Source organism: Lentilactobacillus parafarraginis DSM 18390 = JCM 14109, assembly GCF_001435895.1.
GTDB classification, from domain to species: domain Bacteria; phylum Bacillota; class Bacilli; order Lactobacillales; family Lactobacillaceae; genus Lentilactobacillus; species Lentilactobacillus parafarraginis.
This window is the reverse complement of sequence record NZ_AZFZ01000004.1, coordinates 63,630-90,570: the sequence shown is the minus strand read 5'-3', so window position 1 is coordinate 90,570 and position 26,941 is coordinate 63,630. Positions and strand designations below refer to the sequence as shown.

The 26,941-nt window shown below is 43.8% G+C and carries 34 protein-coding genes; 6 read left to right on the top strand and 28 right to left on the bottom strand.

The window, feature by feature from the left end; all coding sequences use genetic code 11:
* Positions 1-55: 55 nt before the first annotated feature.
* Entirely contained in the window at positions 56-934 is an 879-nt protein-coding gene (tsf, locus tag FD47_RS02015) for a translation elongation factor Ts (RefSeq protein ID WP_054732607.1), read from the bottom strand.
* 94 nt (positions 935-1,028) lie between these two features.
* Positions 1,029-1,826, bottom strand: a complete 798-nt coding sequence (gene rpsB, locus FD47_RS02010; protein ID WP_008214819.1) for a 30S ribosomal protein S2 — start codon at positions 1,824-1,826, stop codon at positions 1,029-1,031.
* Positions 1,827-2,064: 238 nt separating this feature from the next.
* Here rpsB and FD47_RS02005 point away from each other — a divergent pair, with 238 nt between their 5' ends.
* Positions 2,065-2,790: an HAD family hydrolase gene (locus tag FD47_RS02005; protein ID WP_054732604.1), complete on the top strand. Its 726-nt coding sequence runs from the start codon at positions 2,065-2,067 to the stop codon at positions 2,788-2,790.
* 84 nt (positions 2,791-2,874) lie between these two features.
* Here FD47_RS02005 and FD47_RS02000 read toward each other — a convergent pair whose 3' ends face one another.
* From FD47_RS02000 to FD47_RS01990, 3 genes are all read right to left on the bottom strand, one after another.
* Positions 2,875-3,873 (bottom strand): D-2-hydroxyacid dehydrogenase, encoded by a 999-nt coding sequence (locus FD47_RS02000; RefSeq protein ID WP_054732601.1) that lies wholly within the window; start codon positions 3,871-3,873, stop codon positions 2,875-2,877.
* Positions 3,874-3,956: 83 nt separating this feature from the next.
* The gene (locus FD47_RS01995) at positions 3,957-4,232 is read right to left on the bottom strand and encodes a GIY-YIG nuclease family protein (protein WP_054732598.1); all 276 of its coding nucleotides are present in this window, start codon (positions 4,230-4,232) and stop codon (positions 3,957-3,959) included.
* The gene (locus FD47_RS01990) at positions 4,222-4,968 is read right to left on the bottom strand and encodes a tRNA1(Val) (adenine(37)-N6)-methyltransferase (RefSeq protein ID WP_054732596.1); all 747 of its coding nucleotides are present in this window, start codon (positions 4,966-4,968) and stop codon (positions 4,222-4,224) included. The genes FD47_RS01995 and FD47_RS01990 overlap by 11 nt, the downstream gene beginning before the upstream one ends.
* 88 nt (positions 4,969-5,056) lie before the next feature.
* Here FD47_RS01990 and FD47_RS01985 point away from each other — a divergent pair, with 88 nt between their 5' ends.
* Positions 5,057-5,686, top strand: coding sequence for a lysophospholipid acyltransferase family protein (locus FD47_RS01985; protein ID WP_056979987.1), 630 nt, complete (start codon positions 5,057-5,059; stop codon positions 5,684-5,686).
* A gap of 79 nt (positions 5,687-5,765) precedes the next feature.
* On the opposite strand, the gene FD47_RS01980 is transcribed toward FD47_RS01985, so the two are convergent.
* Both FD47_RS01980 and FD47_RS01975 read right to left on the bottom strand, forming a co-directional pair.
* On the bottom strand, positions 5,766-5,990 hold the full coding sequence (locus FD47_RS01980) for a YneF family protein (protein WP_008214829.1): 225 nt from the start codon (positions 5,988-5,990) through the stop codon (positions 5,766-5,768).
* Between the two features lie 103 nt (positions 5,991-6,093).
* Positions 6,094-6,378 (bottom strand): DUF896 domain-containing protein, encoded by a 285-nt coding sequence (locus tag FD47_RS01975; protein WP_054732594.1) that lies wholly within the window; start codon positions 6,376-6,378, stop codon positions 6,094-6,096.
* 129 nt (positions 6,379-6,507) lie between these two features.
* On the opposite strand from FD47_RS01975, the gene lexA reads away from it, so the two are divergent.
* Positions 6,508-7,137, top strand: a complete 630-nt coding sequence (gene lexA, locus FD47_RS01970) for a transcriptional repressor LexA (RefSeq protein WP_054732591.1) — start codon at positions 6,508-6,510, stop codon at positions 7,135-7,137.
* A 48-nt stretch (positions 7,138-7,185) separates the two neighbouring features.
* Here lexA and FD47_RS01965 read toward each other — a convergent pair whose 3' ends face one another.
* Both FD47_RS01965 and FD47_RS01960 read right to left on the bottom strand, forming a co-directional pair.
* Positions 7,186-8,361 carry a hydroxymethylglutaryl-CoA synthase gene (locus FD47_RS01965; protein WP_054732588.1) on the bottom strand — a complete coding sequence of 392 codons (1,176 nt, stop codon included), beginning with the start codon at positions 8,359-8,361 and terminating at the stop codon, positions 7,186-7,188.
* A 108-nt stretch (positions 8,362-8,469) separates the two neighbouring features.
* Complete coding sequence (locus tag FD47_RS01960; RefSeq protein WP_008214836.1) at positions 8,470-8,721, bottom strand: hypothetical protein; 252 nt, start codon at positions 8,719-8,721, stop codon at positions 8,470-8,472.
* Positions 8,722-8,839: 118 nt separating this feature from the next.
* Between FD47_RS01960 and FD47_RS01955 the strand changes: the two genes are divergently transcribed.
* Positions 8,840-9,028, top strand: coding sequence for a PspC domain-containing protein (locus FD47_RS01955; RefSeq protein ID WP_040538031.1), 189 nt, complete (start codon positions 8,840-8,842; stop codon positions 9,026-9,028).
* Between the two features lie 30 nt (positions 9,029-9,058).
* Here FD47_RS01955 and FD47_RS01950 read toward each other — a convergent pair whose 3' ends face one another.
* From FD47_RS01950 to ccpA, 16 genes are all read right to left on the bottom strand, one after another.
* On the bottom strand, positions 9,059-9,703 hold the full coding sequence (locus FD47_RS01950; RefSeq protein ID WP_054732585.1) for a TIGR01906 family membrane protein: 645 nt from the start codon (positions 9,701-9,703) through the stop codon (positions 9,059-9,061).
* 3 nt (positions 9,704-9,706) lie between these two features.
* The gene (locus tag FD47_RS01945) at positions 9,707-10,501 is read right to left on the bottom strand and encodes a TIGR01457 family HAD-type hydrolase (protein ID WP_171034974.1); all 795 of its coding nucleotides are present in this window, start codon (positions 10,499-10,501) and stop codon (positions 9,707-9,709) included.
* On the bottom strand, positions 10,498-11,184 hold the full coding sequence (locus FD47_RS01940) for a YutD family protein (RefSeq protein WP_056979986.1): 687 nt from the start codon (positions 11,182-11,184) through the stop codon (positions 10,498-10,500). The genes FD47_RS01945 and FD47_RS01940 overlap by 4 nt, the downstream gene beginning before the upstream one ends.
* A gap of 14 nt (positions 11,185-11,198) precedes the next feature.
* Positions 11,199-12,590, bottom strand: a complete 1,392-nt coding sequence (locus FD47_RS01935) for a bifunctional metallophosphatase/5'-nucleotidase (RefSeq protein WP_054732582.1) — start codon at positions 12,588-12,590, stop codon at positions 11,199-11,201.
* A gap of 13 nt (positions 12,591-12,603) precedes the next feature.
* Positions 12,604-13,212, bottom strand: coding sequence for a metallophosphoesterase (locus tag FD47_RS01930; RefSeq protein WP_008214843.1), 609 nt, complete (start codon positions 13,210-13,212; stop codon positions 12,604-12,606).
* 259 nt (positions 13,213-13,471) lie between these two features.
* Positions 13,472-14,851, bottom strand: a complete 1,380-nt coding sequence (locus FD47_RS01925; RefSeq protein WP_054732579.1) for an amino acid permease — start codon at positions 14,849-14,851, stop codon at positions 13,472-13,474.
* Positions 14,852-14,994: 143 nt separating this feature from the next.
* On the bottom strand, positions 14,995-16,185 hold the full coding sequence (locus FD47_RS01920; protein ID WP_054732576.1) for an acetate/propionate family kinase: 1,191 nt from the start codon (positions 16,183-16,185) through the stop codon (positions 14,995-14,997).
* A gap of 21 nt (positions 16,186-16,206) precedes the next feature.
* Entirely contained in the window at positions 16,207-17,220 is a 1,014-nt protein-coding gene (locus FD47_RS01915; RefSeq protein ID WP_056979985.1) for a class I SAM-dependent methyltransferase, read from the bottom strand.
* 130 nt (positions 17,221-17,350) lie between these two features.
* A complete protein-coding gene (locus FD47_RS15610) occupies positions 17,351-17,524 on the bottom strand; it encodes a hypothetical protein (protein WP_169790554.1) in 174 nt (57 codons plus the stop codon).
* Positions 17,517-17,963, bottom strand: a complete 447-nt coding sequence (locus FD47_RS01910) for a competence type IV pilus minor pilin ComGF (RefSeq protein WP_054732574.1) — start codon at positions 17,961-17,963, stop codon at positions 17,517-17,519. The genes FD47_RS15610 and FD47_RS01910 overlap by 8 nt, the downstream gene beginning before the upstream one ends.
* Before the next feature lie 140 nt (positions 17,964-18,103).
* Positions 18,104-18,547 (bottom strand): type II secretion system protein, encoded by a 444-nt coding sequence (locus FD47_RS01905; RefSeq protein WP_056979984.1) that lies wholly within the window; start codon positions 18,545-18,547, stop codon positions 18,104-18,106.
* Complete coding sequence (gene comGC / locus FD47_RS01900; RefSeq protein WP_138467060.1) at positions 18,531-18,854, bottom strand: competence type IV pilus major pilin ComGC; 324 nt, start codon at positions 18,852-18,854, stop codon at positions 18,531-18,533. Before comGC ends, FD47_RS01905 begins: the two co-directional genes overlap by 17 nt.
* Positions 18,854-19,915: a type II secretion system F family protein gene (locus tag FD47_RS01895; RefSeq protein ID WP_054732570.1), complete on the bottom strand. Its 1,062-nt coding sequence runs from the start codon at positions 19,913-19,915 to the stop codon at positions 18,854-18,856. Before FD47_RS01895 ends, comGC begins: the two co-directional genes overlap by 1 nt.
* Complete coding sequence (gene comGA / locus FD47_RS01890; RefSeq protein WP_054732568.1) at positions 19,845-20,816, bottom strand: competence type IV pilus ATPase ComGA; 972 nt, start codon at positions 20,814-20,816, stop codon at positions 19,845-19,847. The genes FD47_RS01895 and comGA overlap by 71 nt, the downstream gene beginning before the upstream one ends.
* Positions 20,817-20,948: 132 nt before the next feature.
* A complete protein-coding gene (locus tag FD47_RS01885; protein ID WP_056979983.1) occupies positions 20,949-21,686 on the bottom strand; it encodes a YebC/PmpR family DNA-binding transcriptional regulator in 738 nt (245 codons plus the stop codon).
* A 201-nt stretch (positions 21,687-21,887) separates the two neighbouring features.
* A complete protein-coding gene (ccpA, locus tag FD47_RS01880; protein WP_054732565.1) occupies positions 21,888-22,889 on the bottom strand; it encodes a catabolite control protein A in 1,002 nt (333 codons plus the stop codon).
* 218 nt (positions 22,890-23,107) lie between these two features.
* Here ccpA and FD47_RS01875 point away from each other — a divergent pair, with 218 nt between their 5' ends.
* A complete protein-coding gene (locus tag FD47_RS01875; RefSeq protein ID WP_054732562.1) occupies positions 23,108-24,205 on the top strand; it encodes a M24 family metallopeptidase in 1,098 nt (365 codons plus the stop codon).
* 119 nt (positions 24,206-24,324) lie between these two features.
* Here FD47_RS01875 and FD47_RS01870 read toward each other — a convergent pair whose 3' ends face one another.
* Entirely contained in the window at positions 24,325-24,819 is a 495-nt protein-coding gene (locus tag FD47_RS01870) for a YtxH domain-containing protein (protein ID WP_054732559.1), read from the bottom strand.
* Positions 24,820-24,840: 21 nt separating this feature from the next.
* Positions 24,841-25,257 (bottom strand): DUF948 domain-containing protein, encoded by a 417-nt coding sequence (locus FD47_RS01865; protein WP_054732557.1) that lies wholly within the window; start codon positions 25,255-25,257, stop codon positions 24,841-24,843.
* A gap of 159 nt (positions 25,258-25,416) precedes the next feature.
* Between FD47_RS01865 and FD47_RS01860 the strand changes: the two genes are divergently transcribed.
* Complete coding sequence (locus tag FD47_RS01860; RefSeq protein ID WP_056979982.1) at positions 25,417-26,292, top strand: mechanosensitive ion channel family protein; 876 nt, start codon at positions 25,417-25,419, stop codon at positions 26,290-26,292.
* 106 nt (positions 26,293-26,398) lie between these two features.
* Here FD47_RS01860 and cbpB read toward each other — a convergent pair whose 3' ends face one another.
* On the bottom strand, positions 26,399-26,917 hold the full coding sequence (cbpB, locus tag FD47_RS01855; protein ID WP_008214869.1) for a cyclic-di-AMP-binding protein CbpB: 519 nt from the start codon (positions 26,915-26,917) through the stop codon (positions 26,399-26,401).
* Between the last annotated feature and the right edge of the window lie 24 nt (positions 26,918-26,941).

Below are 26,941 nucleotides of genomic sequence, written 5' to 3'. Positions count from 1 at the left end.
TAAAGTGTCCAACTTGCAGGGTTCACTTCACATTGTCCCAGCCCCTTTTTAGAAATTAGTTTCCTAATTGGTCACGAACTTCATCTTCAAAACTCTGTTGTTTTTGCTCGATGCCTTCGCCAACTTCATAGCGGATAAACTTAACGATTGACCCATTCTTCGATGCAACGTAATGGGCAACGGTCTGGTCTGGATCCTTAACAAATTCTTGGTCTTCAAGGCAAATCTCAGCCAAGAACTTGTGAAGGCGGCCTTCAACCATCTTTTCAACAATCTTCTCAGGCTTACCTTCATTCAAGGCTTCCTGCTTCAAAACTTCCTTCTCGTGTGCCAAACGATCGGCTGGCACTTCGTCCTTGTTGAGGTACTCAGGATTCGTTGCGGCAACGTGCATCGCAACATCCTTAGCGGTAGCCTCATCTGCGCCCTTTAATTGAACAAGGGAAGCAATTAAGCCACCATTATGCAGGTATAAACCAAAGACGTCGCCATCCTGCTTTTCAACGATGGCAAACCGACGCAGACTCACTTTTTCACCAGTCACCTGAGTTGTTTCGATTAAATCATCACGAATTGTTCCCTTATCGGTTTTAAGTGCAAGGGCTGCTTCAACATCGGCTGGTTTATTCGTTACAATTGCGTCACTAATTCGGTTAACAGCTTCTTTAAAAGGATCACTTGAAGCAACAAAGTCGGTTTCTGAATTGACTTCGATAATTGCGGCGGTATTACCCTTAACAATCACGTTTGCCAGTCCATTAGCAGCAACTCGATCGCTCTTCTTTTCGGCTTTGGCAACGCCTTTTTCACGCAATACGTCAATCGCTTTGTCGAAGTCACCATCAGTTGAGACGAGTGCCTTCTTGGCATCCATCATACCAACACCGGTCTTTTTCCGTAATTCCATAACTTGAGATGCAGAAATTTTTGCCATTTTCGTGGCCTCCTATAAATTCTTCAAATAAAAACTGACCCATCACCAAGGCCAAATTGGTCCATAGCGAGTGAGTCAGCCTAAGTGCTATTAATTATTTTTCGTTTTTGCCTTCAACAGCATTAGCGATATCTTCAATTGAGTCGGACTTTTGGTCCTTCTTATCATCTTTAGACCCCTTATCAAAGGTGTCTTCGCTAACTTCGTCTTCACCCTGACGGCCTTCAACAATGGCATCAGCCATCTTTGAAGTGATCAAACGAACGGCACGGATAGCATCATCATTTGATGGAATCACAACGTCGATTTGGTCAGGGTCAGTGTTAGTATCAACCATGGCAACGATCGGGATGTTCAGCTTCTGAGCTTCGTGAACCGCAATTTGTTCCTTACGAGGATCAACGATAAACATCACATCAGGGATCTTTGGCATATCTTCAATTCCGCCAAGGAAGCGCTCGAGCTTGTCACGCTGCTTGATTAACAGTGAAACTTCCTTCTTAGGTAAGATATCAAAAGTTCCATCAGTTCCCATCTTCTTCAGGTCTTTAAGGCGCTTAACCCGTGATTGGATAGTGTTCCAGTTGGTCAAAGTACCACCAAGCCAACGGTTGTTGACATAGAACTGACCTGCCCGGGTTGCTTCTTCAGCAATTGAATCCTGAGCCTGCTTCTTGGTCCCAACAAAGAGGACAACAGCGCCCTTTGCTGCTTCATCCTTCATGAAGTTATAAGCAACATCGATTAATTTAACAGTCTTCTGTAAATCAATGATGTAGATACCATTACGTTCAGTAAAGATATATTGCTTCATCTTTGGATTCCAACGACGTGTTTGGTGACCGAAATGAACTCCGGCTTCCAATAATTGTTTCATAGAAATTACAGCCATGATATAGCCTCCATATAAGTTTTTTCCTCCCCAACTATCATCTACACTCGGAACCGATTCAGATTCGGCACTTCCGAAGGCATCCAGTTAGGTGTGTATTTAAAACACCTTTAAGAGTATAGCGAAAAACGGCATTGAAAGCAAGTTTTATTTACGATTTCCCTTGGAGAATGTGACAGAAACTGTCATATTTGTGACAAACGTGCTAGAATACTAATTCGTGACGAGGAGGAATACTATGATTAAAGCCATCGTTTTTGACGTTGACGATACCTTATACGACCCGCGGCCTTCATTTGAACGCGCATTTAAGCAAGTTTTCGCAAATGAAATTACCGATGATCTCATGGATCACTTTTACTGTAACTACCTACAACAGGAACAGTTGGTTGAGGCCAAGAGTAACCAAGAAAAAGACTTAAAACTTTCTAAGCAGGAGATCACTTTCCATTGTCTTCACCACTCATTCAAAGAATTCGCCCTCAATGGTCTGACCCAGCAAAAAGCGCAGCAGTTTAGTCGTCAATATACCGAGTTAACGCGAAACATCAAGCTATTCGATGGCCTCACAACCGTTTTCAACAAGCTCACTGAAAAGTTCACTTTGGGGATTATTACTAATGGTGCCACTGACATTCAGTTAGCCAAAATCATGCGGTTAAAACTTCACCATTGGTTCGGTCGTGAGCGCATCATCACATCCGAGGATGCGGACACCAGAAAACCCGATCCGATGATCTTCACGTTAATGAATCGAAAACTCGAACTCCATGGTAATGAAATGATTTACGTTGGCAGCTCGTATTTGACCGATATCGTTCCAGCTAAAAAAGCTGGTTGGCAGACTGTTTGGTACAACAATCATAACGGCACGATCGCCGATCCGTCAATCATTCCCGATCAAACGGTCAATAACAGCGCTCAATTGCAGGAGCTGTTGCTGGAATTAGCAGCGGAAGCTTAGTTAACTATTTGCTCGAACCAAAAAGCATCATTAAAATTGTTTTTACGAATTCTAACGATGCTTTTTTAATTTTGGTCATTAAGATTAAAGTTTAACGAGTTTGTCTGACTTACCAGTGTTAATTAATGACTTGTTAGCGTCCATTGCAAAGTAAACCATGTTGCGAACGGCCCGTTTGGTATAGAACGCAATGTGGGGACTAACCAAAACGTTTTCACGCTTGATCAAGTTCTTCAACCGTTCGTCAGGAATCTTGTCAAAACTGCCGAAATCAGTGTTAAAAATACCGACTTCATCTTCGTAAACATCAAGGGCAGCCCCAGCAACTTTGCCGGAATCAAGTGCCCGAATTAATGCATCGGTATCAACGAGGATTCCCCGAGCAGGGTTCAAGATGTAAACGCCGTCCTTCATTTTGCTGAAGGCATCATCGTTCAACATGTGTTCGTTTTCTTTAGTAGCAGGTGCGTGAATGGATAAAACATCGGACTTTGCGTACAGTTCTTCAGGCGAATCAACGTAGATGCCTTCCTTTTCCAGTTCAGGATTGTGGAAGATATCGTAAGCAATTACCTTGGCGCCAAATCCTTTATAAATCCGGATTGCAGCCCGACCAATTCGGCCAGTTGCAAAGACACCAACTGTCATCTGGTTCAATTCTTCAGCGATATCAGGTGCCCAGCGAAGATCACCATGGGCAATCTTACGATCAAAGGTATTGGTTCGCCGTAATAATCTCATTAATTCAGTTGCTGTAAATTCAGCAATTGCTTCTGGAGAATATGCTGGTACATTGGTGACTTGAATGCCATTACGCTTTGCAGCGTCAGCATCGATGTTATCAACACCAACATTACGAAGTGACATGAACTTAACCCCATAGCTGCCTAACTTATCCAAAACTGCGGCAGTGTAAGGCTTTTGTTGATAAACAACCACTCCGTCAGCACCCTTGGCTTGATCAACAGTGGATTCATCTAAAAGTTCACCGGTTGACGCAACTTCAACATCCGGATTTTCTTCACTCCATTTGTCCAAGTATGGTTTTTCATCGTCACGAATGCCATATGCAATAATTTTCACGAATATTACCTCCTAAACAAGTTACGTTCAGTATACCACGTTTAAACCCGATATTTGGCGTTTTTTAGCTACCGAAAGCGTGATCATTCAGCAGATCTTTTGTCATTTTTGGTAATATAGGCGATTTTTTGAGCATGGGACAATTGCTTAAAGGCATACTCGGCACTCAACGCATCGTGCTTGCTGAGGAATTGTTTTGTGAACAGAATCTTTATCGGCCTGTGAGAACGGGTATACTTAGCTCCGCTTCCCGATTGATGCATTGAAAAGCGCCGGGCCACATCAGTGGTAAATCCGGTGTACAGGGTCCCATCCTCACACAGCAAAACATACATATAGTATTTTTCATCAGTTTCCATACAAAATTCGCTTCACTTCATCAGAATATTGCTGGCCGGCGTGGGTAATTAAATCCGGTAAAACTTTAAGCCCGTTAGGTTTACCATCCTTAATAGCTTCAACCAACACCATGTTGGCATCCTCGTCTACACGTGGCCGAATTAATTTCATTTGCTTTGGTTCCAGTCGATGGCTTCGCAGGCTCATCAGAAGGTCACTTAAACGGTCCGGCCGGTAGACCATGTATAGTTTCGCATTCATTTTGAGAAGATCAGCGGCCGTTTGAGCAACCTCGTCCAGAGTCGTTGTCAATTCATGCCGGGCGATTGCCAGATAGCGATTCGGATTTTTCTCGCTGGTATCGTAATTCAAGAAATATGGTGGGTTACATGTCACAACATCAACAGAGTCCTTCGGGATGTATTGAGGGGTGTTTTTCAAATCGTCGTTGATCACATCAATACGATCCTGAAGACCGTTGAGTTCCACGCTGCGGCTTGCCATATCGGCAAGTCGTGATTGGATTTCAACCATCGTGATCGCTGCGTGAGTTCGATCACTCAAAAAAAGCCCAACCGCCCCATTTCCTGCACATAGATCAACAACCCGTTTGATTCGCTGCCCGCTTACCCGCGCAAAATCAGCAAGAAGAACGGCATCCAGGGAAAACGAAAAGACATTTGAACTCTGGATAATCGAAACATCATGGCTGTACAGTTGATCAATTCGTTCGTCGTTATATAATTTTACATGCATATTTTCTACGCCCTTCACGATATTGTTTGCCAAACGCTTCTCTTTTAAGTTAATATGATTCTATCAGAAAAGAAAGAAGGAAATGGCATTGTTTTTTTCATTTGCCCGTTTCATCGTTCGCTGCCTTGTATTTATTATTAACGGCAATCCCTGCTATCTTCACAAAGAAAGGCTCCCGAAGGGCAATTATATTTTGGTTGGCCCTCACCGAACCTGGTTTGACCCAATCTACTTTGCCCTGGCAGCCAGTCCAAAAAAATTTAGTTTTATGGCTAAAAAGGAGCTCTTCCAAAATCCAATTATAAAATGGATTTTGGATCATGCCAACGCATTTCCCGTTGACCGCGATAATCCCGGCCCCTCCGCAATTAAAACGCCGGTCCGCATCCTTCGCAAGCAGGATCTATCCTTAATCCTCTTTCCATCGGGCACCCGCCATTCTGAAGAATTAAAGGGCGGTGCGGCATTGATTTCTCAATTGGCCAATGTCCCAATTGTCCCCACCGTTTACCAGGGACCGCTCAGTTTTAAGCGCCTCTTTAGTCGCAAGCGGGTGACAATTGCGTTTGGCGAACCCATCCACATTGACAGAAAACGCAAGCTGAACGATGATTATCAAAAAGAAATCGAGCAGCAAATGCAAACAGCTTTTGATGCGCTAGACTTTGCTGTCAATCCAGAATTCGAATATATCGATATCTCAAAAAAGAAGCACTAGTGGTGATCTCGATTGACAAAAATAAAAAGGTTGGGACAAATAAAATCTGTCTCAGCCTTTTTTGGCGGGTCGCTTAAACCTACTTCTTCCCAACGTTGCTTTGCATTGAATGCATCATTTGGTTCAATTTCTTTTGTGAAGGTTTTTGACCCATCTGTAGCATCAATTGCCGCAATTGATCTTCGTTAAATGGCGGGTTTTCTTTTAAGTACTTCTCCATGTACTTACGAGCACCGTAAAAGCCACCAACCAAACCAATGATCAAGGCCACAATAACAATCAGAATCCAAATCCAAGTTGCCAAAACAAGGCCTCCTTATATAGTCTCATTGGTTAATTTTACACAATTATCACGAAAATTAAAAGGAAATTTACAAAATTGCCCTTAAAGTCAACGGAATATTGACTTAATCATCACGCAAGCCCTTATGCCGCTGAATCTTTTTCACTTTATCTGAAGTGACTTCATTGCCATTTTTATCGTAAACTTTCATCAATTCAACTTGTTTTTTAAAGTTATCCCGGAATCGGGCCACGTACTTTTTCCGAAGTTCAGCACGTTCAATCTTTTCAACTTCGGTTAAGCCCTCTTTTTTGGCTTTGTGAGCCAATTCATTAATCCGGGGAACAATTTCTTTTAAAACGTTATCACCAATTTGAGATTGAAGTTTCTTCTTTTCTTTTTCATTCATTTTACACAATTCCTCCAATGCGCTTATTATAACAAATTCTTTCAATTAATGCGAACATGTGTTTGAAATTTTGGTGAGGTTATGATACGATTAATGCAATAACAAAGTAACTGATGAGGTGTCCGGATCATGACAAAAAATTCCGATAGTAAGCAATACAAAATTCTCCACTATATTTGGGAAAAGGTTAACGAGAAGGGCTATCCGCCAACCGTCCGCGAAATTGGCGAAGCGGTCAATCTCTCCTCTACCTCGACCGTTCATGGTCATATTTCCAGACTAGAACGAAAGGGCTATATTGTAAAGGATCCCTCAAAGCCTCGGGCACTGGAAGTCACCGCAGCCGGAATGGACCTCTTAGGGATCGCGCCAAAGCAAAAACAAATCCCCATTCTGGGAACCGTTACGGCTGGCGAGCCGATCCTCGCCGTTGAGGAAGCAACCGATTACTTCCCGTTGCCACCAGAATTAGCAACTGACGATCAACCGTTGTTTATGCTACAAATCCGTGGTGAAAGTATGATTAATGCCGGCATTTTAAATGGCGACTACGTGGTTGTTCGTAAACAAGCATACGCTGATAATGGGGATATCGTCATTGCAATGACCGATGAAAACGAAGCAACGTGCAAACGATTTTTCAAGGAAAGCGATCATTTCAGACTGCAGCCCGAAAATGACACGATGGCCCCGATTATCCTAACCCGCGTTAGCATTCTTGGAAAAGTGGTCAGCCTTTATCGTAATGAAATTAACTAGAACAATATCGGGAACAGCTAACAAATTATTTTGTTGGCTGCTCTTTTTTTACCCGGTTTCCCCATTTTGATACTCATACTGGCGCCGGTTATCGATCCGGCCCTTTAAAATATATGGGCTGTGATCAGTCCGCGTGTCAAATGTGCGGTCACCACCATCTAGTGGTAGAGACGTTCTATATAGGGCTTCATACTCAGCGATCGTTAACTGCTGCCGGTTATTCAGCTGTGAATTAAGGTGCTGGCGGAGATCATCAGACTTAACCCCATCCCCAATCCGGGCACTATAAAATTCACCCTGGGCCCCGGATCCATAACTGAACAAACCAATTCGATCATGGGGCTTGAGCATCGTATCATTCGCTAACAGCGACAATAGACTCAGGTACAGGGAACCAGTGTACAAATTCCCCACCTGGGAATTATAGGTCTTAGCCGCATCAAATGCCGCCATCAATTTAGTTGGGTGATGACTCTCATGAACAACCGACCGGAGCGCTTTAAGTCCCATTTTTGGATATGGCAAATGAAAAATCAGGGCATTAAAGTCATCAATCGCAAGTTGATAATGATTTTGATAGTCCCGCCACGTTTGATTAAAAAAATCGACATACACATTGTTGGAGTAATGACCGTCAACTAAAGCCTCACGCCGATAGAGTGGGCGCCAAAAATCCATAATGTTATCAGAATGAAACGCCGTTTTATCTTCAATCACTAGGATTCGGGGATCGGCTGTCAGCAACATTGCCACCGCCCCACCGCCCTGCGTCACTTCACCAGGCGTGTTCAACCCATATCGGGCAATATCCGAGGCAATTACCAAAACCTTACTGGTTGGATGGCTGCGGAGATGATCCATCCCCATTTGAATACCCGCAGTTCCCCCGTAACAGGCTTGTTTAACTTCAAACGATCGGGCCCTTTTAGAAATTCCCAGTAACGATTGAACGTAGATTGCCGCTGCTTTGGAATTATCAATCCCACTTTCAGTTCCCAAAATGACCATGTCGATACTAGCCTTATCTGCTGGGGTCAAAATACTGGAAGCTGCATTGGCCGCTAGCGTCACCACATCCTGCGTTGGGGGGATCACCGCTTGCTTTTGCTGACCAATTCCAATCAAATATTTATTGGGATCCTCCCCACGAGCATTTGCCAGGTCAGTCATGTCAATAAAGTATGGCGATGTAAAGAAAGCAATCTTATCGATTCCTGCACTCATTGAATAAAACTCCTTTATAAAAGAATGAGACCAAGATTTACCGCTCAGAAATGCCAGCTTAAATCTTCGTCCCATTATGTATCAAGTGATCTTTTTCGTCCACTGATTTTATTTGGTTACAAAATGCACCTTATACTGATTTTTCCCGGTGATTGAATTGATAACCAAACCTTCAACTAAGTCTCCAGCATAAACAAATCCTTCATGCTTATGGCCCGTCGATGTAAAGGTCCACTGAATGACTTGGGGGCCACCGGCAATGCCACCGAAGACCCGAATTCCAGCTAGTTGACCAAATGAATTATCAGAAAGTTGGACTTCCTGATTACCTAAATTACCATTAATATTTATTGTTAACATAGAATTCTCCTAGTTGTTTCGTTTATCTAACATAATAGTGTATCATAATCATAAGCTGTTTTCTATTCTGTTAAACAGCCTTAATTATTTATTAATGATCAGAAAGAAGGATATCACAATGAAAGTTAACATTTACCGTTCCAAAGAACACCGCGTCATTGCTGGGGTAATTGGCGGGCTTAGTGAGTATTACAACTGGAACCTGACTGTTGCTCGACTAATCTTTTTATTGTTAGCCCTCACGCCGCTTTTCCCAGGAATCATTGTTTATTTAGTCCTGTGGCTGCTAATGAAGAAACCCGCATAATTAAATGACTTACCAAAGATGAGTAACCCACTACCGATCACTTGGCTTGACGTCAAGCGATCGCTTTGCCAGCACATAAATCATAACATTGAGTGCCAAAAACAGCCCAAAAAACAGGCCGAAGCATTCCAAAAAAAACGTGTCCGGCAACATGTTAATAACCGGATCAGAATTGGGATCAAATATCCAGTCACGATTCCGAAACAGTAATTCATGAAAGAAAATAAAAACCTGCTCAAAATTAATCAGCATCATTGCAATGATCACTAACGACAAGCTGACGACGACCTTAATAGGGGTTATCAGCAACCACGTCAGTGATTTTTTTGTGAGCCGCCACAAGCAGAAGACCGTCAGCGGCACAAAAATCACCATCATCAGGTTATTGAACATTACGAGGTGCCGAACATCCTTAAAATGCTGCAGCCCCGCATTCGAACTCAGGAAATACTCAAACTTTAACGAATGGTTAAAAGGATTTTGGATATAGTTGATCATCCGCATATATTCGGCATGCATTTGTGAACGGGTTAATCCAGTCACTTCTCCCAAGTGCAACGGCCCCATATTGAGATCAAAAAGCCAAACCGAATTAACCGTCATAAAGATCGCCAGCGACAAGCATCCCAGCAACACGGTCAGCGCATATCCAATTTGTTTGATCGTATAGGTCATGATCTATACCTGCCATTCATCCAGAGAATCAATTTGATACGTCGGCAAATTTGATTCTTTGCTAACCTGTTGCCGAGTCGACAAGCCGCTGTATACCAGCAAAGTATCAATGCCGGCATTCATTCCTGCCTTGATATCAGTATTATAATTATCGCCAATCATGACGACCTCATCTTTTGCGAGGCCGATTTTTTTTAACGCACTCTCAATGATTCGGGGACGCGGCTTGCCAATCATGATGGGTGCCTGCTGAGTTGCGTACTCAACAAACTTTACGACTGAACCAGCGCCAGGCATCATTCCCCGCTCTTTGGGGATGTTTGTGTCAGGGTTGGTACCAATGAAGGTTGACCCGCTTCGAATGGCTAAGACGGCCTCGGAGAGCTTCTCATAGGTAAGATCCGAATCGAGGCCGACCACCACAAAGTCCGGATGGTCAGAATCTAATCGAAAGCCATTGGCCAAGATCACTTGCTTCAGGCCAATCTCGCCAACAATGTATACCGATGGATTCGCACGGGGCTTGTTGGCTAACATATAGTCAACGGTCGCCATTCCTGATGTGTACACATTTTCAGGCTGAACATGAATATCATGATTTTCGCTTAAATTCTTGACAACATCCCTTGGTAACTGGGTCGAATTGTTGGTGACAAATAAAAACGGTTTGTGGTGTTCTTGAAGGCTGGCAATGAACCGCTTGGCAGCTGGAATCCGTTTCTTGCCAGCATAGACAGTGCCGTCAAGATCAATAAAGTAACCCTTGTAATTTTTCAATTGCTTGGTCCCTTCGCTCATTTTTTACTTTCACGAATAATAAAGTGATGATTATTCGACTCGGCTTCCTTAGTCACCACAAGATTATCCCGCTTTTCCAGTGATGGTTTGACTGGTTTGACCTTTTGTTCAACAAACGCATGATTACGATGGTTCCGACGATTCCCATTGTGATTGCGGTGTTTGGTTTCATTTTCATGATTATTTTGGTGCTCATGTTGCGGATTGTCATGATTCCGGGAATTCTGCTGACGGCCGGGATTACTTCGAGAGTTATTGTTGCGTGATCGATTCCGGCCGGAGTGACGGCGGCTGCGCGAATGGGTCGCTTTTCGAATGACCGGTCGCGCTTCTAAATTGTGAACCACAAAGTTGGCTGATCCAAAATTAACATCCTCAAGCAAGTAATCATTTAGGGCCGTGATAAATGGCCCCTTCACCTCGTCACGAGTTTCACTATAGAATCCTTTAAGGCGCAACTGGCCGTAACCCCAATCGCCAACGATATAATCATACTGGCTAAGTGCCGGGTTATAGCGGCGAATAAATTCTTCAAAGTTAAATCCGTCATTAAAACTGTGCACGACTTCGTATTTATGATTGTTAATCGTAAATTCAGTTTCACTTTCCCGCCTTATTTGAGCTAAGGGATGGCGATTCTCATCGCGCTGTGCAATCAACGTATCTAATTGTTTTCGATCCATCGAACTTCCCCCTCTCATCCATTGATGGGATAGTGCTTGGCAAGATAGTCACCAAACACATCCCGTAAACTTTCATCATACAAAATATCATTTTTACCAACAATTTCCAAAGTTGGAAAGAATGGGATAAATAAATAGTGATCGGGCATCGCAACTTGATACTGTTTGATCGGCGAAACTAATTCCTCGCGATAATAAAGTCTACTAGTATCGGGCTCATAGCGTAAACCACCATAATGGAGCTCCCCGAATACCTTACCACGAAATCCCATTCCCTTCTGCGGAAATTTAATTAAGAAATTACGGTTCTTCTCCATTTCACGAATTAGCCGCCACAAATCATAGCCACCTAACGTTACGCGCATGACATGCATGGCGTGTGGCAACATCTGATGAAGCTGATTTCTGTCAACAATTCCCTTTGGTAAGTCTCTTAAAAACAGCCCCGACGACAAAATTCCAGCCTGAGTGCCGGCCTTCTCCATAATTGCATGAATCCCTTCGTTCACCAGCCGGGAATTCCCTGTCAAACTGGTCGTCATGGGGGTTTCAATTCTCGCTAATTTGTTTCGGGCAAGGAGTTTTTCACCAGTTTCCTCATAACCGTCAATTTCCCGTTTATCTTCAGGCTCTTCGGGCAGGGTGCTGGTTTTAACCACTTCGGCCTTTTGGTCAATAATGTGATGTTGATCATCCAAATTAAGGGTGATCCGACCCACATAGTGTCCCCACTTTTCCGCCGCAGCTAAGAGAGAGTGGTTAATGACCAGGCCGTGAACAAGCAGATGATGGGTATGTGAGCCGATAATCACGTCAAGTTCAGGGAATTTGCGTGCCAAAATCTGATCTTCAGGTAACCCCAAGTGCGATAAAAGAACGGCAACGTCATACTTGCCGGCGTTCTTCTTCAAAATTCGCGGCAAAATTTTTTCAGGAGCAATTGGCCGCCATCCCAAAATGGGATACGTCAGCGTATACGGCGCAGTCAGTCCGATAATCAATACTCGGGTGTGTTGCGGAGTCGTCACAATCTTCGTCGGCTGAGCCCACTTGGGCATGAGTTTGGTTTTCATATCCAATAAGTTAGCTAAGACAACGTCAAAATTGGCTTCTTTGTACAATTCGTCTAATTGCTCATGGGTGTTGGTCAGCCCTTCATTATTCCCAATGGTTACGGCATCATAGTGAATTTGGTTTAACAATTCAACGTTGGCTTGGCCATTGGTGACTTCGGTGAGCGGATGCACGCGATCAACGGCATCCCCCAAGTCAACGGTAATCACGCTTGAGTCAGCCTGCGCATTTAATTGTTTTCGGGTTTGCAGAAGGTAGCGCCGAATCCGCGGCCAATTTTCAAAATGCGAATGAAGATCGTTTGTGTGTAAAATCGTTATTTTTTCCGTCATATAGTCCCACCCATTAATGTCGTTTCAAAAAATCAATCCGTTTGCCTTCGACCATTTCCTCAATCTCCTGCTCAGAAAACGGCGTGCCAAACGGTGGTTTCTTTTTCAGATAACTGACTTCTGGGGTATCAACCCCAACGTTGATATCCTCTTTGATTGGAACCGAGTAATGATGAATGTGGCCGTGCAGGTTAATAATTTGCTTGACAATCCCCATCATCATTGGGTAATGGGTCATATAGTACTGACAATGATTCATCTTAATCAATGCGCCAACATCATGAAAAGCAAACTTAGGTTGACCCTTAATGAGATAATTATTTTTTTCGAGATATTTAAAGAGGGCCCGGGAATCATGGTTGCCCTTGACCAATATTAAATGACCGTTTAATTGATTCAAGACATCAAGGATTTGCTGTAAGCCATCCTTTTCCGGACGGGTGTGCAAAATCGCAATGTCGCCAAGGTGATAAACGGTATCATTCGTGCCAACCCGCCGATTCCAATTTTGAATAATGGTATCATTCATGTCTTCGACGGTTAAAAATGGCCGGGGCGCAAACTCACTAATGCCAAGTAATCTCTCATGAAAAAAATGAGTATCAGCTGTAAAATACTGCATTTAACATTCTTCTTTCAACAGAAATGGTCACGTTCATTATACTACGCCTCCATAACCCACCCCAGTCAAATGGCGTCTCATGAGCCAGCGCCCAGTTGGTGAATCGTGGGAAATGAAAGGCTGGTGGTCAACGCTTTCCGAAATAGTGTTGGCTGGTCAATTCAATTAGCTTTCTCAAGAATTTCCGAGCTTGGTAAATGATGACGCTTAATTACCAACTCCAATTGCAATGGCGGGACGCTGACAGAATCAATTCAAATTAAGATCGCCGCCGCTCCAGGCGATCAGAAAATGCCTTTCCAAAGAACAGAACTGCCAACCAGATGACTGAACCAATTAAGGCGATCAATGTTTCGGTCTTGAGTAACAACACAATCCCAACGAAGACCAAAAATGCCAAGACGAAATAATCCGATAATGGGTATAGGGGCATTTTGAATTTCAACTGCTTTGCCGCCCCCGTTTTTTTGGCCGCTTTTTTAAATTTTAAATGAGCCAGGACAATCATTCCCCAGACAAATAAGAAACACGTCGTCGTCACACTGGAGATAAAGCTAAATACATCTCCCGGCATCAGGATACTGAGGACGACAACCATTGCGATCACCCCGGTCGAGAACAAAATTGCGTTGAACGGGATTTGGCGTTTGGACAGAACCCCCACCGTCCGATGAAACTTGGACTTCCCGTTAAACGTGAGTGAAAATAACATCCGCCCCGTGGTGAAGATTGAACTGTTACAAGCAGAAATTGAAGCGGTCAACACCACAAAGTTAATAATTGTGGCGGCTGAGCGAATGCCAATTCCCGAAAAAACCTGAACAAACGGGCTGGAAGTGGGCGATACGTGCTGCCAAGGAAAAATACTCATCAAAGCCAGCAGTGACCCGACGTAAAACAGGAGCACCCGCGTAGGCACTTCGTTAATACTCTTTGGAATGGTCACTTCCGGATCTTGAGTTTCCGAAGCCGTCATTCCAATCATTTCAATTCCCGCAAATCCAAAGAGAACCATTTGAAATGACAACACAAAACCGGAAATCCCATTGGCAAACAACCCACCATCAACGATATTTGATAGTTCCGCATGGCCATAAGGCGTCTTATAATGCGTCGCCACCAACACGATTCCGATTACAATCAGGGCGATAATTGCGGCAATCTTGATAATTGAAAGCCAGAACTCCGTCTCGCCAAATGCCGACACGGCGATGATGTTAACCGCAAACAGAATTGTCAGCACCACCAAACCAGTTAACCAAACGGGAATTTTTGGAAACCAAAACTGGATGTACAAACCAGTGGCCGTAAGATCAGCCATTGCAATTGAAATCCAACATGTCCAGTAAGTCCACCCAATGACGAAACCGGCTCGTTCGCCCAAATACTTTTTAATAAAAAACACAAAGGAATTTCCATGGAGATCCGATAAAAGTAATTCTCCCAGGGCTCTCATAAGAAGAAAACAGGCGAACCCTGCAAGTAAATAAGCTAAAATAATTGACGGTCCTGCTAAGTGAATGGATTGGCCGGCACCTAGAAATAAACCGGTCCCAATCGTTCCACCCAGCGCAATAAGCTGAACGTGACGATTCTTAAGACCACGTGATAACTGATGATCGTCATTTTGACTCTCCAAACAAAAACCTCCTCTGGCAGATTAACAAATCAAGATAGTTGAAACAAAGAGGCCGAAACAAAACGCAGAGTTTTGTGATCAGCCTCGCAAATTATCTTAGTTCATAAACCTGGAAAACATATCCATAACAAAGCCGAATGGGCTTACTTCCGTAATCGCTCGATATCTCGAACGATCATCAATTCTTCATCCGTTGGGATTAACAATGTTTTAACAGTTGATCCTTCGGCTGAAAGATCGCGTTCTTCACCACGAATATCATTCTTCTTAGGGTCAACTTTGATGCCGAAATAGCCCAGTTTGTCGGCAACTTCTTGACGGATCATGATGTCGTTTTCACCGATTCCAGCAGTATAAACTAACGCATCAATGCCACCCATTTCAGCAACATAACTACCAATATACCGGATAATCCGGTTCTTGAAAATTTCCCGAGCCAGCATTGCCCGGTGGTTTTCGTGCATGACCCCTTCGATTTCCCGCATATCTGCTGAAACTCCAGAGATCCCGGTCAAGCCAGATTTATGGTTCAAAATATCAACCATATCATCCATACTCTTGATGTTTTCCTTTTCCATTACGTACTGAAGGGCTGAAGGATCCACATCTCCAGATCTGGTTGCCATTGTGATCCCGGCAACCGGTGAGAAGCCCATCGAGGTATCAAATGACTTACCGTCCTTAACGGCATCGATTGAAGCACCGGCACCTAAGTGCAAGATAACCAACTTCAAGTCTTCTAGTGGTTTGCCAAGAATGTCAGCTGCCCGCTGAGAAACGTACCGATAACTCGTCCCGTGAGCGCCATACTTACGAACCTTGTACTTTTGGTAATATTCGTATGGCAGACTGTACATATAATTAACTTCCGGCAACGTCGTATGGAACGATGTGTCAAAGACACCAATACTAATGACGTTGGGTAAAATCTTCTTAAAAGCTTTAATGCCAAGGATTGCGGCTGGTTCATGAAGGGGCGCAAATTCTGTAAGCCCTTCAATTTTCTTCAAAACATCGTCAGTGATGACCACTGAATCTTGGAATTCTTCGCCACCGGCAACAATTCGATGACCAACGCCGGTGATTTCACTGTAATCCTTGATAATGTTCAAGCTCAACAATTTATCCAGTACTAACTGAATCGCCTGTTCGTGGTTGTTGATATCCTGAGTATCTTTAAACTTTTTGCCATCACCATACTTGATTGAAATGCTGGATGATCCCAGCCCAATTCGATCAATGGCACCACTTGATAAGACCTTTTCTTCTGGCATCTGGAACAATTTGTACTTTAATGTTGAGCTACCAGCGTTAACTGCAATTGATTTTCCCATCGTAGTATTACTCCTCTGTTATTATTGTAAAAGATCGTTACGTTGCCAATCATCAATCTCCGTTAGAAACTTTTGAAATGCGGTCTGATCCTTAAAGGAAGGGAACTCGCCCAGCATGATCTGCTTAGCCTGCTTGGCGCCACCACCGGTATTTTGCAATATCATAATGGCTTTTTGGGACGCCTTGTTTGAAAACAGTTCCGTTGGTAAGTTCAAAAGACCTTGGAGATAAACGTGGCCCTGCATCCATTTTAACAGTTGTTTGGCCTCACTCGTCTTAAATATTTGACTTGGAACCAAGAAAAAGCCAAAGCCACCCTTGTTAACGTGATTCATCGCAAATTCAATCATTAAATGATGAACATACGAATGCCCCGTCGTGGACCGGGTGTTATACCCCTTTGTATTCGCGTCAATCGGATAGTAACCAACCGGCAGATCACTCAGTGCAACGTCCACCATTGGTACCAGCACGTTTTGAATTGTGTCTTCATGGAAAAGTTCCGCATGAATATGTTGAAGTTCAAATGAGCTTGCCGCTAATTCAAACATCGCGTCATCGTTCTCAATTCCAGAAACTGACAATTTAACGCCAATACTGTCACTCAGTTGATTGGCAACGGCCGTCAGCAAATTACCGGTTCCCATTGCGGGATCTAATAAACTCAACTGGCGGTGCCCATTGAAAATCCCTGCGATCAGGTAACCAACAACGTTGGCAATTGTATCCGGTGTAATTTGATAGTTTGCCTGGATCTTATCCACCTTAATCGCCTTCAACACAGCCATCTGAATGGCTTTTCGAAGAACTTCGGAATCATAATCATCCCGATTAAAGGTGGCATAAATGTCAGAAACGGCTGTCGTATCCGCTTTAGCTAAATTAAGAGCTTGTACATCACCACTTTGAACAGTATCTAGCACTTCTATCAGGGAATCTAAGTATGATTGATCCTTAGACTTTTGAATAATCTCGGATGACTGATTCAAAACATTAAAGAAGCGTTCGATTTGTTCCTCTGCCAGAATACTCAACTCCTTTTCACAAATTCCTATAATACTATTAAATACTACCAGAAAAGGCTTTACAAATTCAAGTAGGTTTATAAAAAATCAAAATTGAGCATGCAGTAACGCCTGAGAACGACTTTAAACGGTTCCGCCATTATTTTGGACCGCGCTTTAACTCGTGGGACTTTAATTGATAAGAAGTCGTCATATCATGGATCGTTGATAGTTCCCGTTGATAAGAAACACATTGAAAAATCAGGCAGGTTACCAGGATACCGATATAAATGACGGCGACAACCGTCAGTGACCCTTGCTGGTTCTTATTCATGATGTTTCACCAGGGGCGAGTATGCATGGCAGACTTGCCCATTTGCAAACGTCACGTCGGTTATTAATCCACCGTTTTGGCGCCGCCAATCAACATCCTTGACACCAACCAGTGCCCGAATATGCCCTAAATGAACCCCGGTAAGGCGGATCATGTTCTGATATTTTGCCATATGATATCGTTTATGAGTCACTGGACTATACAACAATACGTCTTCATTACCGACCTCAATGGTTTGAAATCGATAATGCTGCGATTCCAATAATTGAATATACGCGTAAAAATTAATTGTTTGATTTTGACTTTGACGACTCACGAATAGCAGCATAACGGTGATTGTCCAGATTGCCAATACGCTGACGATGAGGCTGATCAACCCTTCAACAAGTAAGTAACCGCTACGATTAGAATCCTTATTTCTGACGGACAGCTGTCTCATAATGGTGCCTCTCAGTCATCATAATTTGTTGGCTATCATCAATTCGATGATCCATCTGGGTGGTCATCGAAATATATAAAATACTAAAAATTGAAATAATGGTAAGACCAATTAATGAATCTATCAGGGTAAAGCCACCCCTAGTTTGCCGGTTCAACTTTAAATCCACTCCATCCTAATTGAAATGTTTGGTGATACTTCAAGTTCCCCTTTCGTGAATACCAATTAATCGTTGTTGGTTGCGTAAACCCGTCCTGACTGATATACAACTTGCGGGCAGCAGCGGGAATTAAGTCCCCAGGTAATTTAACAACCTCCGTATCTAGACGGGAATTAAATGGTTTGAACACTACTTCGGACTGATCAACGACTACCAGCCACTTGCACTCATGAGCTTTTGCCGCCTGCTGCGCTTGAAGCCAACTGTCCCCAAAAGAATGCCAAAATAATTTTTCGTCAGGATGAGTTTCCCGCACATAGGAAATCAGCATCAGATTGATCATCAAGACACTGGTCACAACTGCGAGATAAACAATCAGCTCAAGGACCGTAAAGCCGTCACGCTGCTTAATCATCTGCGGCAACCCGAATGCCTTCATGCTTGGCTTGGTTGGCCTGCTTTTTGGTTAAATACCCATTGTGCGTGAGGTCATCAATCGTGACATGCGGATCATCCGGGTGCTGGCTCTGATAAGCATCCACCTGTGCTTGGACCATTGATTTCATAGCCGTCGTATGAACAGTTTGAGCATGCTTTCGCTGATTTGCCAAGTTGGGAATGATAATCAAAATTAGCAGGGAAATGATAAACAGCACGATGGTCATTTCAATCAAGGTAAACCCACTGCGAGTCGCTGCTTTACCTTGGAACTTTTTGCGTTGATACATCATCAATACATCTCCTTAACCGAATCATAAATTGGTAATAATAGTTGAAAATACGTAAAAACAATGGTCACACCGATAATTAAAAACATGGCCGGCTGAATCAAACCGATTAAGCGATTGGTCCGATTGATGATTTCCTCAAACATCAATTTGGCATACGCCGCCATTGAATTAGCCATCTCTGGGACTGTCTCGCCAGAGCTCATAAATGTGACAATCTCTCTTGGAATAAACTTGTTGGCCGTCACAATTCGTTTGAGCGACGACCCCTTGATTAGAGCTGAATTCAAACGTTGCCCCAAGGCAAAAATCAAGGAATTTCGATGTTGGGCCGATAACACTTTAAAAATCTCCTTGGGACTCAGTCCGTTGCGAAGTAACGTCGCTAAATTACTGGCGAGGTAGTAGGCAATGTAGCGTTGAAAAATATGGCCCACTAGTGGTAACCGCACCAGGATCCCCGCTTTGACGAGTGGTGTCTGGTGGCAAAACCAGTAACAGCCCATTCCCAGCAGCATGCTGCCTCCGCTAACCAGTGTTACCCAAACCACCGGGCTGATCCCACTCTTCTGACCCTCGGAAATATTGGGAAGCAGGCCGGCAATCTGGGGCATGATAAAGAAGTGAATGACAATCATCAAAATCAAGAGAATGCCCCCGAGAAATAGTGGGTAGACCATCATCGATTTAATTTTCTGAACCTGCTTCATTTTCAGCCGGTTAAACGTGGCTAACTCCCGTAAAACATTTTCAAGTTGCCCATGGGTTTCGGCGATCATCAACTGATAATAGGCCTGCGTGTCAATTAAGGGTCTGACCGCTTGTGAAAAATCACTCCCGGTTTCCAAAGATGTCATAATTTGAACCACACCCTTTTTCAGGTGATTATCCGTTTCGGCCATAAATTTCAGAGCTGCCGTGAGCGAAAATCCTGATTTTAGAAGATTCGCTAACGTATTGAAAAATTCTGCCTGTGTCGCCATCTTCCAGCGTTTAACCAAACCAGTATTGGTCCGCGGACGTCCGCGTAATTTGGTGGTTGGTAACCGCGTCGTTGAGTTCATCCTGCCACGCCCTCCAATCATAAGATTTCATTTCCATCAAACCGGCATATTCATGAACCATGAGAAGTGCACGCCGATCCCCGGAAGTCGTGGGAATCAGTCGTTGATAACCAACCGCGGTCAATGCCTGAGCGATAAAATGGTCGCTAATCCCCAACTGCTGCAGCCGGCTAATCACGCCGACGGGATCCTGGGCATGAATGGTTGCATACACCAAATGTCCACTCAATGCGGCCTTAATTGCCGCCTCAGCGGTCACCTGATCACGGATTTCGCCAATGATAAAGATATCTGGCCGGTGCCGTAAGCCAACCTTAATAAGATCCGCATAGTCCATCCCCGCTTCACGGTTAACCTGAAGTTGAAGGTAACGGGATTCCTTAATTTCGACGGGATCTTCAATCGTCATCACAAACTGGTCGCTTAGATTCTGTTGAACCAAATTATAAATTGTTGTCGTCTTACCGGAACCGGTTGGCCCCGAAAAAATGACCAGTCCCCGCCGACTTGCAAGGTTATTAATCTCACGAATCGCTTCGGAATTAAAGAACGACGTCGTAATGGCTTTCAAGTCGTATATAATTCGGATCACCAGTGATTCGGCACCGGCAAAATCACCGACCGTTGATAATCGTAACGAATACGTTTGACTGTCATCCTGCCACGCCATCGACCCGGTTTGCGGACGGCGGGTTTCGCTCAATGCCATGTCGGCCATGTACTTGCAATAGTTCATCATTCGCCGAGCCTTCACGGGCGTGACCTTTTGCCAGGTTGTGATGGCATGGGGATCGCGAATTTTGATCAGGTAGTAATTACCGAAGGGCAAAAAATAGATGTCGCTGGCCTGTTTTGCAGTTGCTTCTTGATAAAGTTTTGCAACTTGTTCACTTATTTCCATGATTATTTTCACCTCTTAACTGGTAATTACGTAAACTAGCGGATTTTTTGCGAAAAAAATAAGCAACGTCTAAATTTTGGGATTTAGACGTTGCTTATTTGGTTCAAGGACACCTTAAATGCTGATTCCTAACTAATTGCTACTTTCTGGAAGAACAGCAGCTTCATAGACATCCTGAACATCATCATTATTTTCGAGTTCGTCAATCAAACCAGTGTATTGCTGAGTCTTATCGGCGGGAACTTCAGTGGTTGTTTCTGGGAACATCCGCACTTCGGCAGTATCCAAATCATAACCAGCCTTTTGCAAAGCATCACGAACATCTCCAAGCGAAGATGGGTCGGTATAAATTTGAAATTCGTCGTCGGTGGTCTTCATATCATCGGCACCGGCGTCCAATGCATCCATCAACATGTCATCTTCAGTCTTATCCAGACCATCTCGCAGGATGACAATATAACCCTTGCGATCAAACATGTACGAAACTGATCCACTTGCACCTAATGAACCACCGTGGTGCGTAAATGCGGAGCGAACTGCTGCAGCGGTCCGGTTTTTGTTATCAGTTAAAGCAGAAACCATGATTGCTGTACCGCCGGGACCGTAACCCTCGTAAGTAATTTCTTCGAACTTGGCGCCACCGAGCCCTGAGGCCTTATCGATTGCACGCTGAACGTTATCCTTAGGCATATTCGCAGCCCGGGCCTTTTCCATTACCAACCGTAATTGAGGATTGTTTTCTGGATCAGGATCACCTGCTTTAGCGGCTTGATATAAGTCACGTGATATTTTTTGGAAAATTTTTCCACGTTTAGCATCCTGGGCGTTTTTCCGTCCTTGGATGTTATGCCATTTTGAATGTCCTGACATACTGACTCCTCTTTTCTAAAATTTAATAGCTAGCTTCAAACATACGTCACCATCTTACCAGATACCACCGGCGGATTCAAGCTGACGCGCAACGATCGCGATCAAAAATCAGGGCGCATCGTTTTCAGGAATTGACTAAGGAAATCCCAAAGAAACTGGCGGCCAAATGTCATTGACCACCAGCATTCCCAGAAAAAATCCTTACTTGGTTGATTCACGTTTCATCAAACCATAAGGCAATAGAACCTTCTTTTCATCAACCTCTTCATTGTTCATCAACTTGGTCAACAGCCGCATTGCAACGGCGCCAATATCATAAAGCGGCTGGGTAATTGACGACATCTTTGGCCGCACCATTTCGGTAAGTTTGGTATCGTTACTGGTAATTACTTCAAATTGATCTGGCACCGTAATCCCAGCGTCGGACATCCCATTCATAATCCCGGCAGCCAACTCATCGTCAGTGACCATCGCGGCAGTAGCGTTAACCGACATCAATGCTGGTTGAAGAAGCGTGCCGGTCTTGTATGTATCATCAGTTTCAAAGACCAGCTTATCATCGAAGGGAATGCCGGCACTCTTAAGCGCGCGTTTATAGCCTTCCAGACGAAACTTGCCATTAATTGCCTGCTCTAACGGGCCACAAACAAAGGCAACCCGTTTGTTTCCCCGATCAATCAGGTTCTTAACTTCCTCTTGAACGGCGGCAACATAATCAATATTGACACTCGGATTCAAGTTTTGCTCATCAACTGAACCGGCGAGCACGATTGGCGTTTTGGTCCGCTTAAATTCCTCACGCAGTTTATCGGAAATTTCATTGCCCATGAAGACAATCCCATCCACCTGTTTGGATAGTAACGTATTCAGAACCTTAACTTCCTTTTCAATATTGGAATCAGAATTTGTCAAAATAATGTTGTACTTATACATTGTGGCAACATCATCAATTCCCCGGGCTAATGAAGCAAAATACATGTTGGTGACGTCGGGGACAATGACGCCGACGGTCGTGGTTTTCTTACTTGCAAGACCCCGGGCCACCGCGTTGGGACGGTAATCTAATTTTTCAATAACGTCTAAAACTTTCTTCCGGGTTGCTGGCTTCACATTTGCATTTCCGTTGACAACTCTTGAAACTGTTGCCATGGAAACATCGGCTTCCCTGGCAACGTCATAAATTGTAATTGTCTGTTTATCCATTTTAATAACCCTTTCCATTGAGATATATTAAGTTTTCACGTATTTTCAAAACATTATTCAATATACCAAATAAAACCGATTACAGCAAACTGAAAACGTTTTCAAATAAATCATAAACTATCATCTGTGAAAATTCAAGTGAAAACGGCGAATAAACCGGAATCCGGTATTTTTTTGTATGATATACTGTGGGTAATCTTTTAAAGGGAGTGGAAACATTGGATAAAATTGAAAAAATACAACGTTGGCTCGCTGAAAACGATCAAAGCATTGCCCTTATCAGCAATCCCAAGACCATTCAATACCTGAGTGGATTCTATAGCGATCCGGCTGAGCGCGTGTTGCTAATGGTTGTATTTCAGAAGAGCGATCCGTTCTTATTCGGACCGGCTCTTGAAACCGAAGCCATTAAAGCCTCTGGCTGGACTCATCCGGTATATGGCTACTTGGATCACGAAAAGCCATGGCAGATAATCGGTGACCAAATCCGGGCCAGAAAAACGGATGAAACCACGTTTGCAATTGAAAAATCCGATCTTTCGGTCGCCTGGTTGGAACTGGCTCAGCAACAATTTCCCAACGCTGACTTTTCCAGCAACCTCGATCCAATGCTCGACCAAATGCGAATGATTAAAAGTGACGATGAAATCGAAAAACTTAAAATCGCCGGAAAATGGGATGACTTTGCCTTCAAAACCTGCTTTGAAGCTGTAAAAGCCGGCATTCCCGAATCACGGGTCGCTGCCGAAATGTCCTATGCCCTCATGAAAAACGGCATCATGGAATTGAGCTTTCCCGCACTCATTCAATCCGCGAGCCACGCTGCGGAACCACATGGTGCCACCAGTGACAAAAAGATCGAAGATAATGCGTTAGTATTGTTTGATCTCGGAACCGTTTGGCAGGGCTACATCAGTGATGCCACTCGAACGATTGCCGTTGGGAAACCCAATGCCAAGTCAATGGACATCTATCAGGTGTGTTTGGAGGCGCAATTAGCCACCCAAGATGCTGCCAAACCGGGAATGACTGCTGCTGAATTGGATAAAGTTGCCAGAGATATCATTGATAAAGCTGGCTATGGCCAATACTTCAATCACCGGTTGGGCCACGGAATGGGCATGAGCGAGCACGAATTCCCTTCAATCATGGAAGGAAACGATTTGGTTCTCCAACCAGGAATGTGCTTCTCGATTGAACCCGGAATTTACATCCCAAACGTCGCCGGGGTTCGAATTGAAGATTGTATTCACATTACGGAAAACGGCAACGAACCGTTTACTCACACCACTAAAGAGCTGCAAACCTTCGGATAAATCCTTCACGGTTAACTTATTTGACCAAAGCCACAATTACCTGAAAAAATTTGAAATCAAAAAGCTGCCCGTCCCACTGATCATCAGTGGCTGGCAGCTTTTGAATTCTAAGCGAACTGTTAGTCGTTTTCTGGCCCCTTTGGTGACTGACCAGTTGGATTTTCCCCGGCGTCATTAGCCGACGAGGATGGGTTGGTTTCGTCTGACGATGACGAATCATTATCCTCCTGGTCAGCTCCTCTAAAGGCATCCCGGGCGTCAACAATAATATCGTCTTGATCAGCCCGCTGCTCAGCAGCATTATCAGTGTCATCACTATCTTTGGCGGTCTGAAACGACTTTGCCTTGTCAGCAAATCCCGTGGACGCATCCTTCACGTTATCCTTAGCACTATCCATTTGATCCTTGAAGGCATCCTTGAAGTCGCTGACAGCATCGTTTGCATAAAACGCATAATCGACAGCGCGGTCGCGGAGCTCGTCGGTCTTTTCGCGCAAATCACGTTTGAGTTGACGCTTACGATTTTCGTCCATCTTTTGATAAGCCGCGTACAGACCGGCACCCAGTAAACCAGCAAATAAACCACCAACTAATTTTTTACCCATTGATAACATCCCTTTTCAATTTAGTTTTAATTAAACGTCCCGATTCTTCTTGTGGCGATGCTTCGAATAAAGGTTCCAAGCGGTCTTTCCAAAGGTCCCCGCAACCCCAGCGGCGGCACCCTTCTTACCGGTGTTTTCAACCTTTTTGGTGAGGTTATGAGTTGCTTTATTGAGATCAGAAACGCTTTCACCCAGATCAGCAGCAGCTTGGAAAACCGGGGTAACAATGTTCAACTTCTCATCCACGTCTTTCACCAACGTATTTGAAGTTGCCATAATCTTATCAGTTTGTTTCGCAATGACGTCCACGTTACTGGTCATTGAACGAATCGACGTATTGACTTCGGAAATGGTGCGGCTCACTTTTAATAGGAAAAGTCCAATAAAAATGACGAAAAGTAAAAATGCAATTGCCGCAATCAACCCTGCAATTTGCCCAGCTGTCATGTTCTTCCTCCTTGTGCAACATTTTACTTAAGAATAGCATTCCATCAGTGCTTTGACAATGATATTGTTCGTTTTGACAAGGGGTTTTTAGGTAAAATTGACCCCGGCAATGCACTTCTGATAGTATTGACGTATATTTCACGATAAGGACGGCTCATCATGCAATTCATTCATTTTCAATTTCTAAACATCCACCTTCAAAAACTATTTGACTATATTGACTGGCAGAAACTACTAGTGACTATCAGCGTCAAGATTGGGATCATCCTGTTTTTCACAATTCTGATGCTGCTGGGGCGAAAGATTGGAAAAGCGGTGATTAACCACTTCGTTAACCGTTACCGGGAAAAGTATCGGGATACGGTAACCGAAAAACGAATCCGCACCTTTCACACCCTCTCCATGAACGTTCTAATATACGCCCTTTGGTTCTTCTGGATCTATTCGGTTCTTTCCACCCTGGGTGTCCCAGTCGGTACTTTGGTGGCTAGCGCCGGAGTCTTTAGCCTGGCAATCGGCCTAGGCGCCCAAGGATTTGTCACGGATATTGTCAGTGGGTTCTTTATTTTACTTGAAAAGCAATTGGAAGTTGGCGAATACGTTCAAATTAACACGATTCGCGGGACCATCACGGCGGTCGGCTTGCGCACCACTCAAATCGTCAGCGATGACGGCACCCTTAATTTTATCCCGAATCGGACCATCACCACGGTTGCCAACATGTCTCGTAATAATATGACAGCCATGATCCAAGTAGCAATCTTACCAGAAACGCCAATTGACAAAGTCATTTCCATCATCAATCACGTGAACGAACGCGAAGTCCCTAAGACTCCCGAAATTATTGGCACCCCAAAGCTGATTGGGACCGTCACCCTTCCGGACGGCAAATTAGTTTTTCAGGTCAACATGACAACTAAAAATGGGGCCCAGTACGATGTCACTCACAAATTTTTGGCCCGATATCTTTCCGAACTTAGCCAAGCGGGTATCCAACTGCCCAGCAGTCCAACGATTATTCAAAAACAATCATGATGGTATCGATAAAGAACCCCAAATAACTTAAAAATCGGCGTTGAGACCTTCCCGAAAGAAGCTCGTTTCAACGCCGATTTTTTTAATTTAGATCATATCATTTAATTTAACGATTCTTGTCGGCAATCTTCTTTTCTTGAGAAGAAAGATTGTCATCGTGATACGCCGGCAGCGCAATATACTGCTTGGAAAAATTATGGGCCATGAAGTTAATCTCTTTAAACAGCTCGCGACGAGTGATAATTCCCAAGAACTGATGGTCATGATCAACATAGGCCACAAAGTTTTCATCGACAAGGTGCCGTAAAATCACTTCCAAATTTTCCCGGTCATAAACAAATGGCACGTCCTTTTGCATGACCTGCTTGATCTTCATTCGATCAAGATTGCGCGTGGTAATCCCAGTATCCTGAAGCATCTGTTCGGTAATCATTGGCAAAGAAATTAGTCCCTTTAAATGATTATCATTATCGACCACCGGAATCTTTGCGTATCGGACCTTGGTGAGCACCAAGAAAGCGTGCTGAAGATTATTATTTTCGTTAACGGTTGCCACTAAATCCGAGGGAATCACAATATCCCGATCGCTTTGGCGCATAACCGCTTCAATCGGCTTATCAATCATTACGTTATTAGCCTTCCTTTCAAA

Excerpts from the sequence above, each read along its gene's own strand:
- FD47_RS15610 (WP_169790554.1), bottom strand. The coding sequence starts at position 17,524 with ATGAATAAGAACCAGCAAGGGTCACTGACGGTTGTCGCCGTCATTTAT.
- FD47_RS01965 (WP_054732588.1), bottom strand. The coding sequence starts at position 8,361 with ATGAGTGCAGGAATCGATAAGATTGCTTTCTTTACATCGCCATACTTT.
- comGA (WP_054732568.1), bottom strand. The coding sequence starts at position 20,816 with ATGGAAATAAGTGAACAAGTTGCAAAACTTTATCAAGAAGCAACTGCA.
- FD47_RS01995 (WP_054732598.1), bottom strand. The coding sequence starts at position 4,232 with ATGGAAACTGATGAAAAATACTATATGTATGTTTTGCTGTGTGAGGAT.
- FD47_RS01860 (WP_056979982.1), top strand. The coding sequence starts at position 25,417 with ATGCAATTCATTCATTTTCAATTTCTAAACATCCACCTTCAAAAACTA.
- FD47_RS01950 (WP_054732585.1), bottom strand. The coding sequence starts at position 9,703 with ATGACCTATACGATCAAACAAATTGGATATGCGCTGACCGTGTTGCTG.
- FD47_RS01865 (WP_054732557.1), bottom strand. The coding sequence starts at position 25,257 with ATGACAGCTGGGCAAATTGCAGGGTTGATTGCGGCAATTGCATTTTTA.
- FD47_RS01955 (WP_040538031.1), top strand. The coding sequence starts at position 8,840 with ATGAAAGTTAACATTTACCGTTCCAAAGAACACCGCGTCATTGCTGGG.
- comGC (WP_138467060.1), bottom strand. The coding sequence starts at position 18,854 with ATGATGTATCAACGCAAAAAGTTCCAAGGTAAAGCAGCGACTCGCAGT.
- FD47_RS01910 (WP_054732574.1), bottom strand. The coding sequence starts at position 17,963 with ATGAGACAGCTGTCCGTCAGAAATAAGGATTCTAATCGTAGCGGTTAC.
- FD47_RS01960 (WP_008214836.1), bottom strand. The coding sequence starts at position 8,721 with ATGTTAACAATAAATATTAATGGTAATTTAGGTAATCAGGAAGTCCAA.
- tsf (WP_054732607.1), bottom strand. The coding sequence starts at position 934 with ATGGCAAAAATTTCTGCATCTCAAGTTATGGAATTACGGAAAAAGACC.
- cbpB (WP_008214869.1), bottom strand. The coding sequence starts at position 26,917 with ATGATTGATAAGCCGATTGAAGCGGTTATGCGCCAAAGCGATCGGGAT.
- FD47_RS01895 (WP_054732570.1), bottom strand. The coding sequence starts at position 19,915 with ATGAACTCAACGACGCGGTTACCAACCACCAAATTACGCGGACGTCCG.
- FD47_RS01885 (WP_056979983.1), bottom strand. The coding sequence starts at position 21,686 with ATGTCAGGACATTCAAAATGGCATAACATCCAAGGACGGAAAAACGCC.
- FD47_RS01975 (WP_054732594.1), bottom strand. The coding sequence starts at position 6,378 with ATGAATGAAAAAGAAAAGAAGAAACTTCAATCTCAAATTGGTGATAAC.
- FD47_RS02005 (WP_054732604.1), top strand. The coding sequence starts at position 2,065 with ATGATTAAAGCCATCGTTTTTGACGTTGACGATACCTTATACGACCCG.
- FD47_RS01945 (WP_171034974.1), bottom strand. The coding sequence starts at position 10,501 with ATGAGCGAAGGGACCAAGCAATTGAAAAATTACAAGGGTTACTTTATT.
- FD47_RS01930 (WP_008214843.1), bottom strand. The coding sequence starts at position 13,212 with ATGCAGTATTTTACAGCTGATACTCATTTTTTTCATGAGAGATTACTT.
- FD47_RS01870 (WP_054732559.1), bottom strand. The coding sequence starts at position 24,819 with ATGTTATCAATGGGTAAAAAATTAGTTGGTGGTTTATTTGCTGGTTTA.
- rpsB (WP_008214819.1), bottom strand. The coding sequence starts at position 1,826 with ATGGCTGTAATTTCTATGAAACAATTATTGGAAGCCGGAGTTCATTTC.
- lexA (WP_054732591.1), top strand. The coding sequence starts at position 6,508 with ATGACAAAAAATTCCGATAGTAAGCAATACAAAATTCTCCACTATATT.
- FD47_RS01940 (WP_056979986.1), bottom strand. The coding sequence starts at position 11,184 with ATGGATCGAAAACAATTAGATACGTTGATTGCACAGCGCGATGAGAAT.
- ccpA (WP_054732565.1), bottom strand. The coding sequence starts at position 22,889 with ATGGATAAACAGACAATTACAATTTATGACGTTGCCAGGGAAGCCGAT.
- FD47_RS01920 (WP_054732576.1), bottom strand. The coding sequence starts at position 16,185 with ATGGGAAAATCAATTGCAGTTAACGCTGGTAGCTCAACATTAAAGTAC.
- FD47_RS01935 (WP_054732582.1), bottom strand. The coding sequence starts at position 12,590 with ATGACGGAAAAAATAACGATTTTACACACAAACGATCTTCATTCGCAT.
- FD47_RS01990 (WP_054732596.1), bottom strand. The coding sequence starts at position 4,968 with ATGCATGTAAAATTATATAACGACGAACGAATTGATCAACTGTACAGC.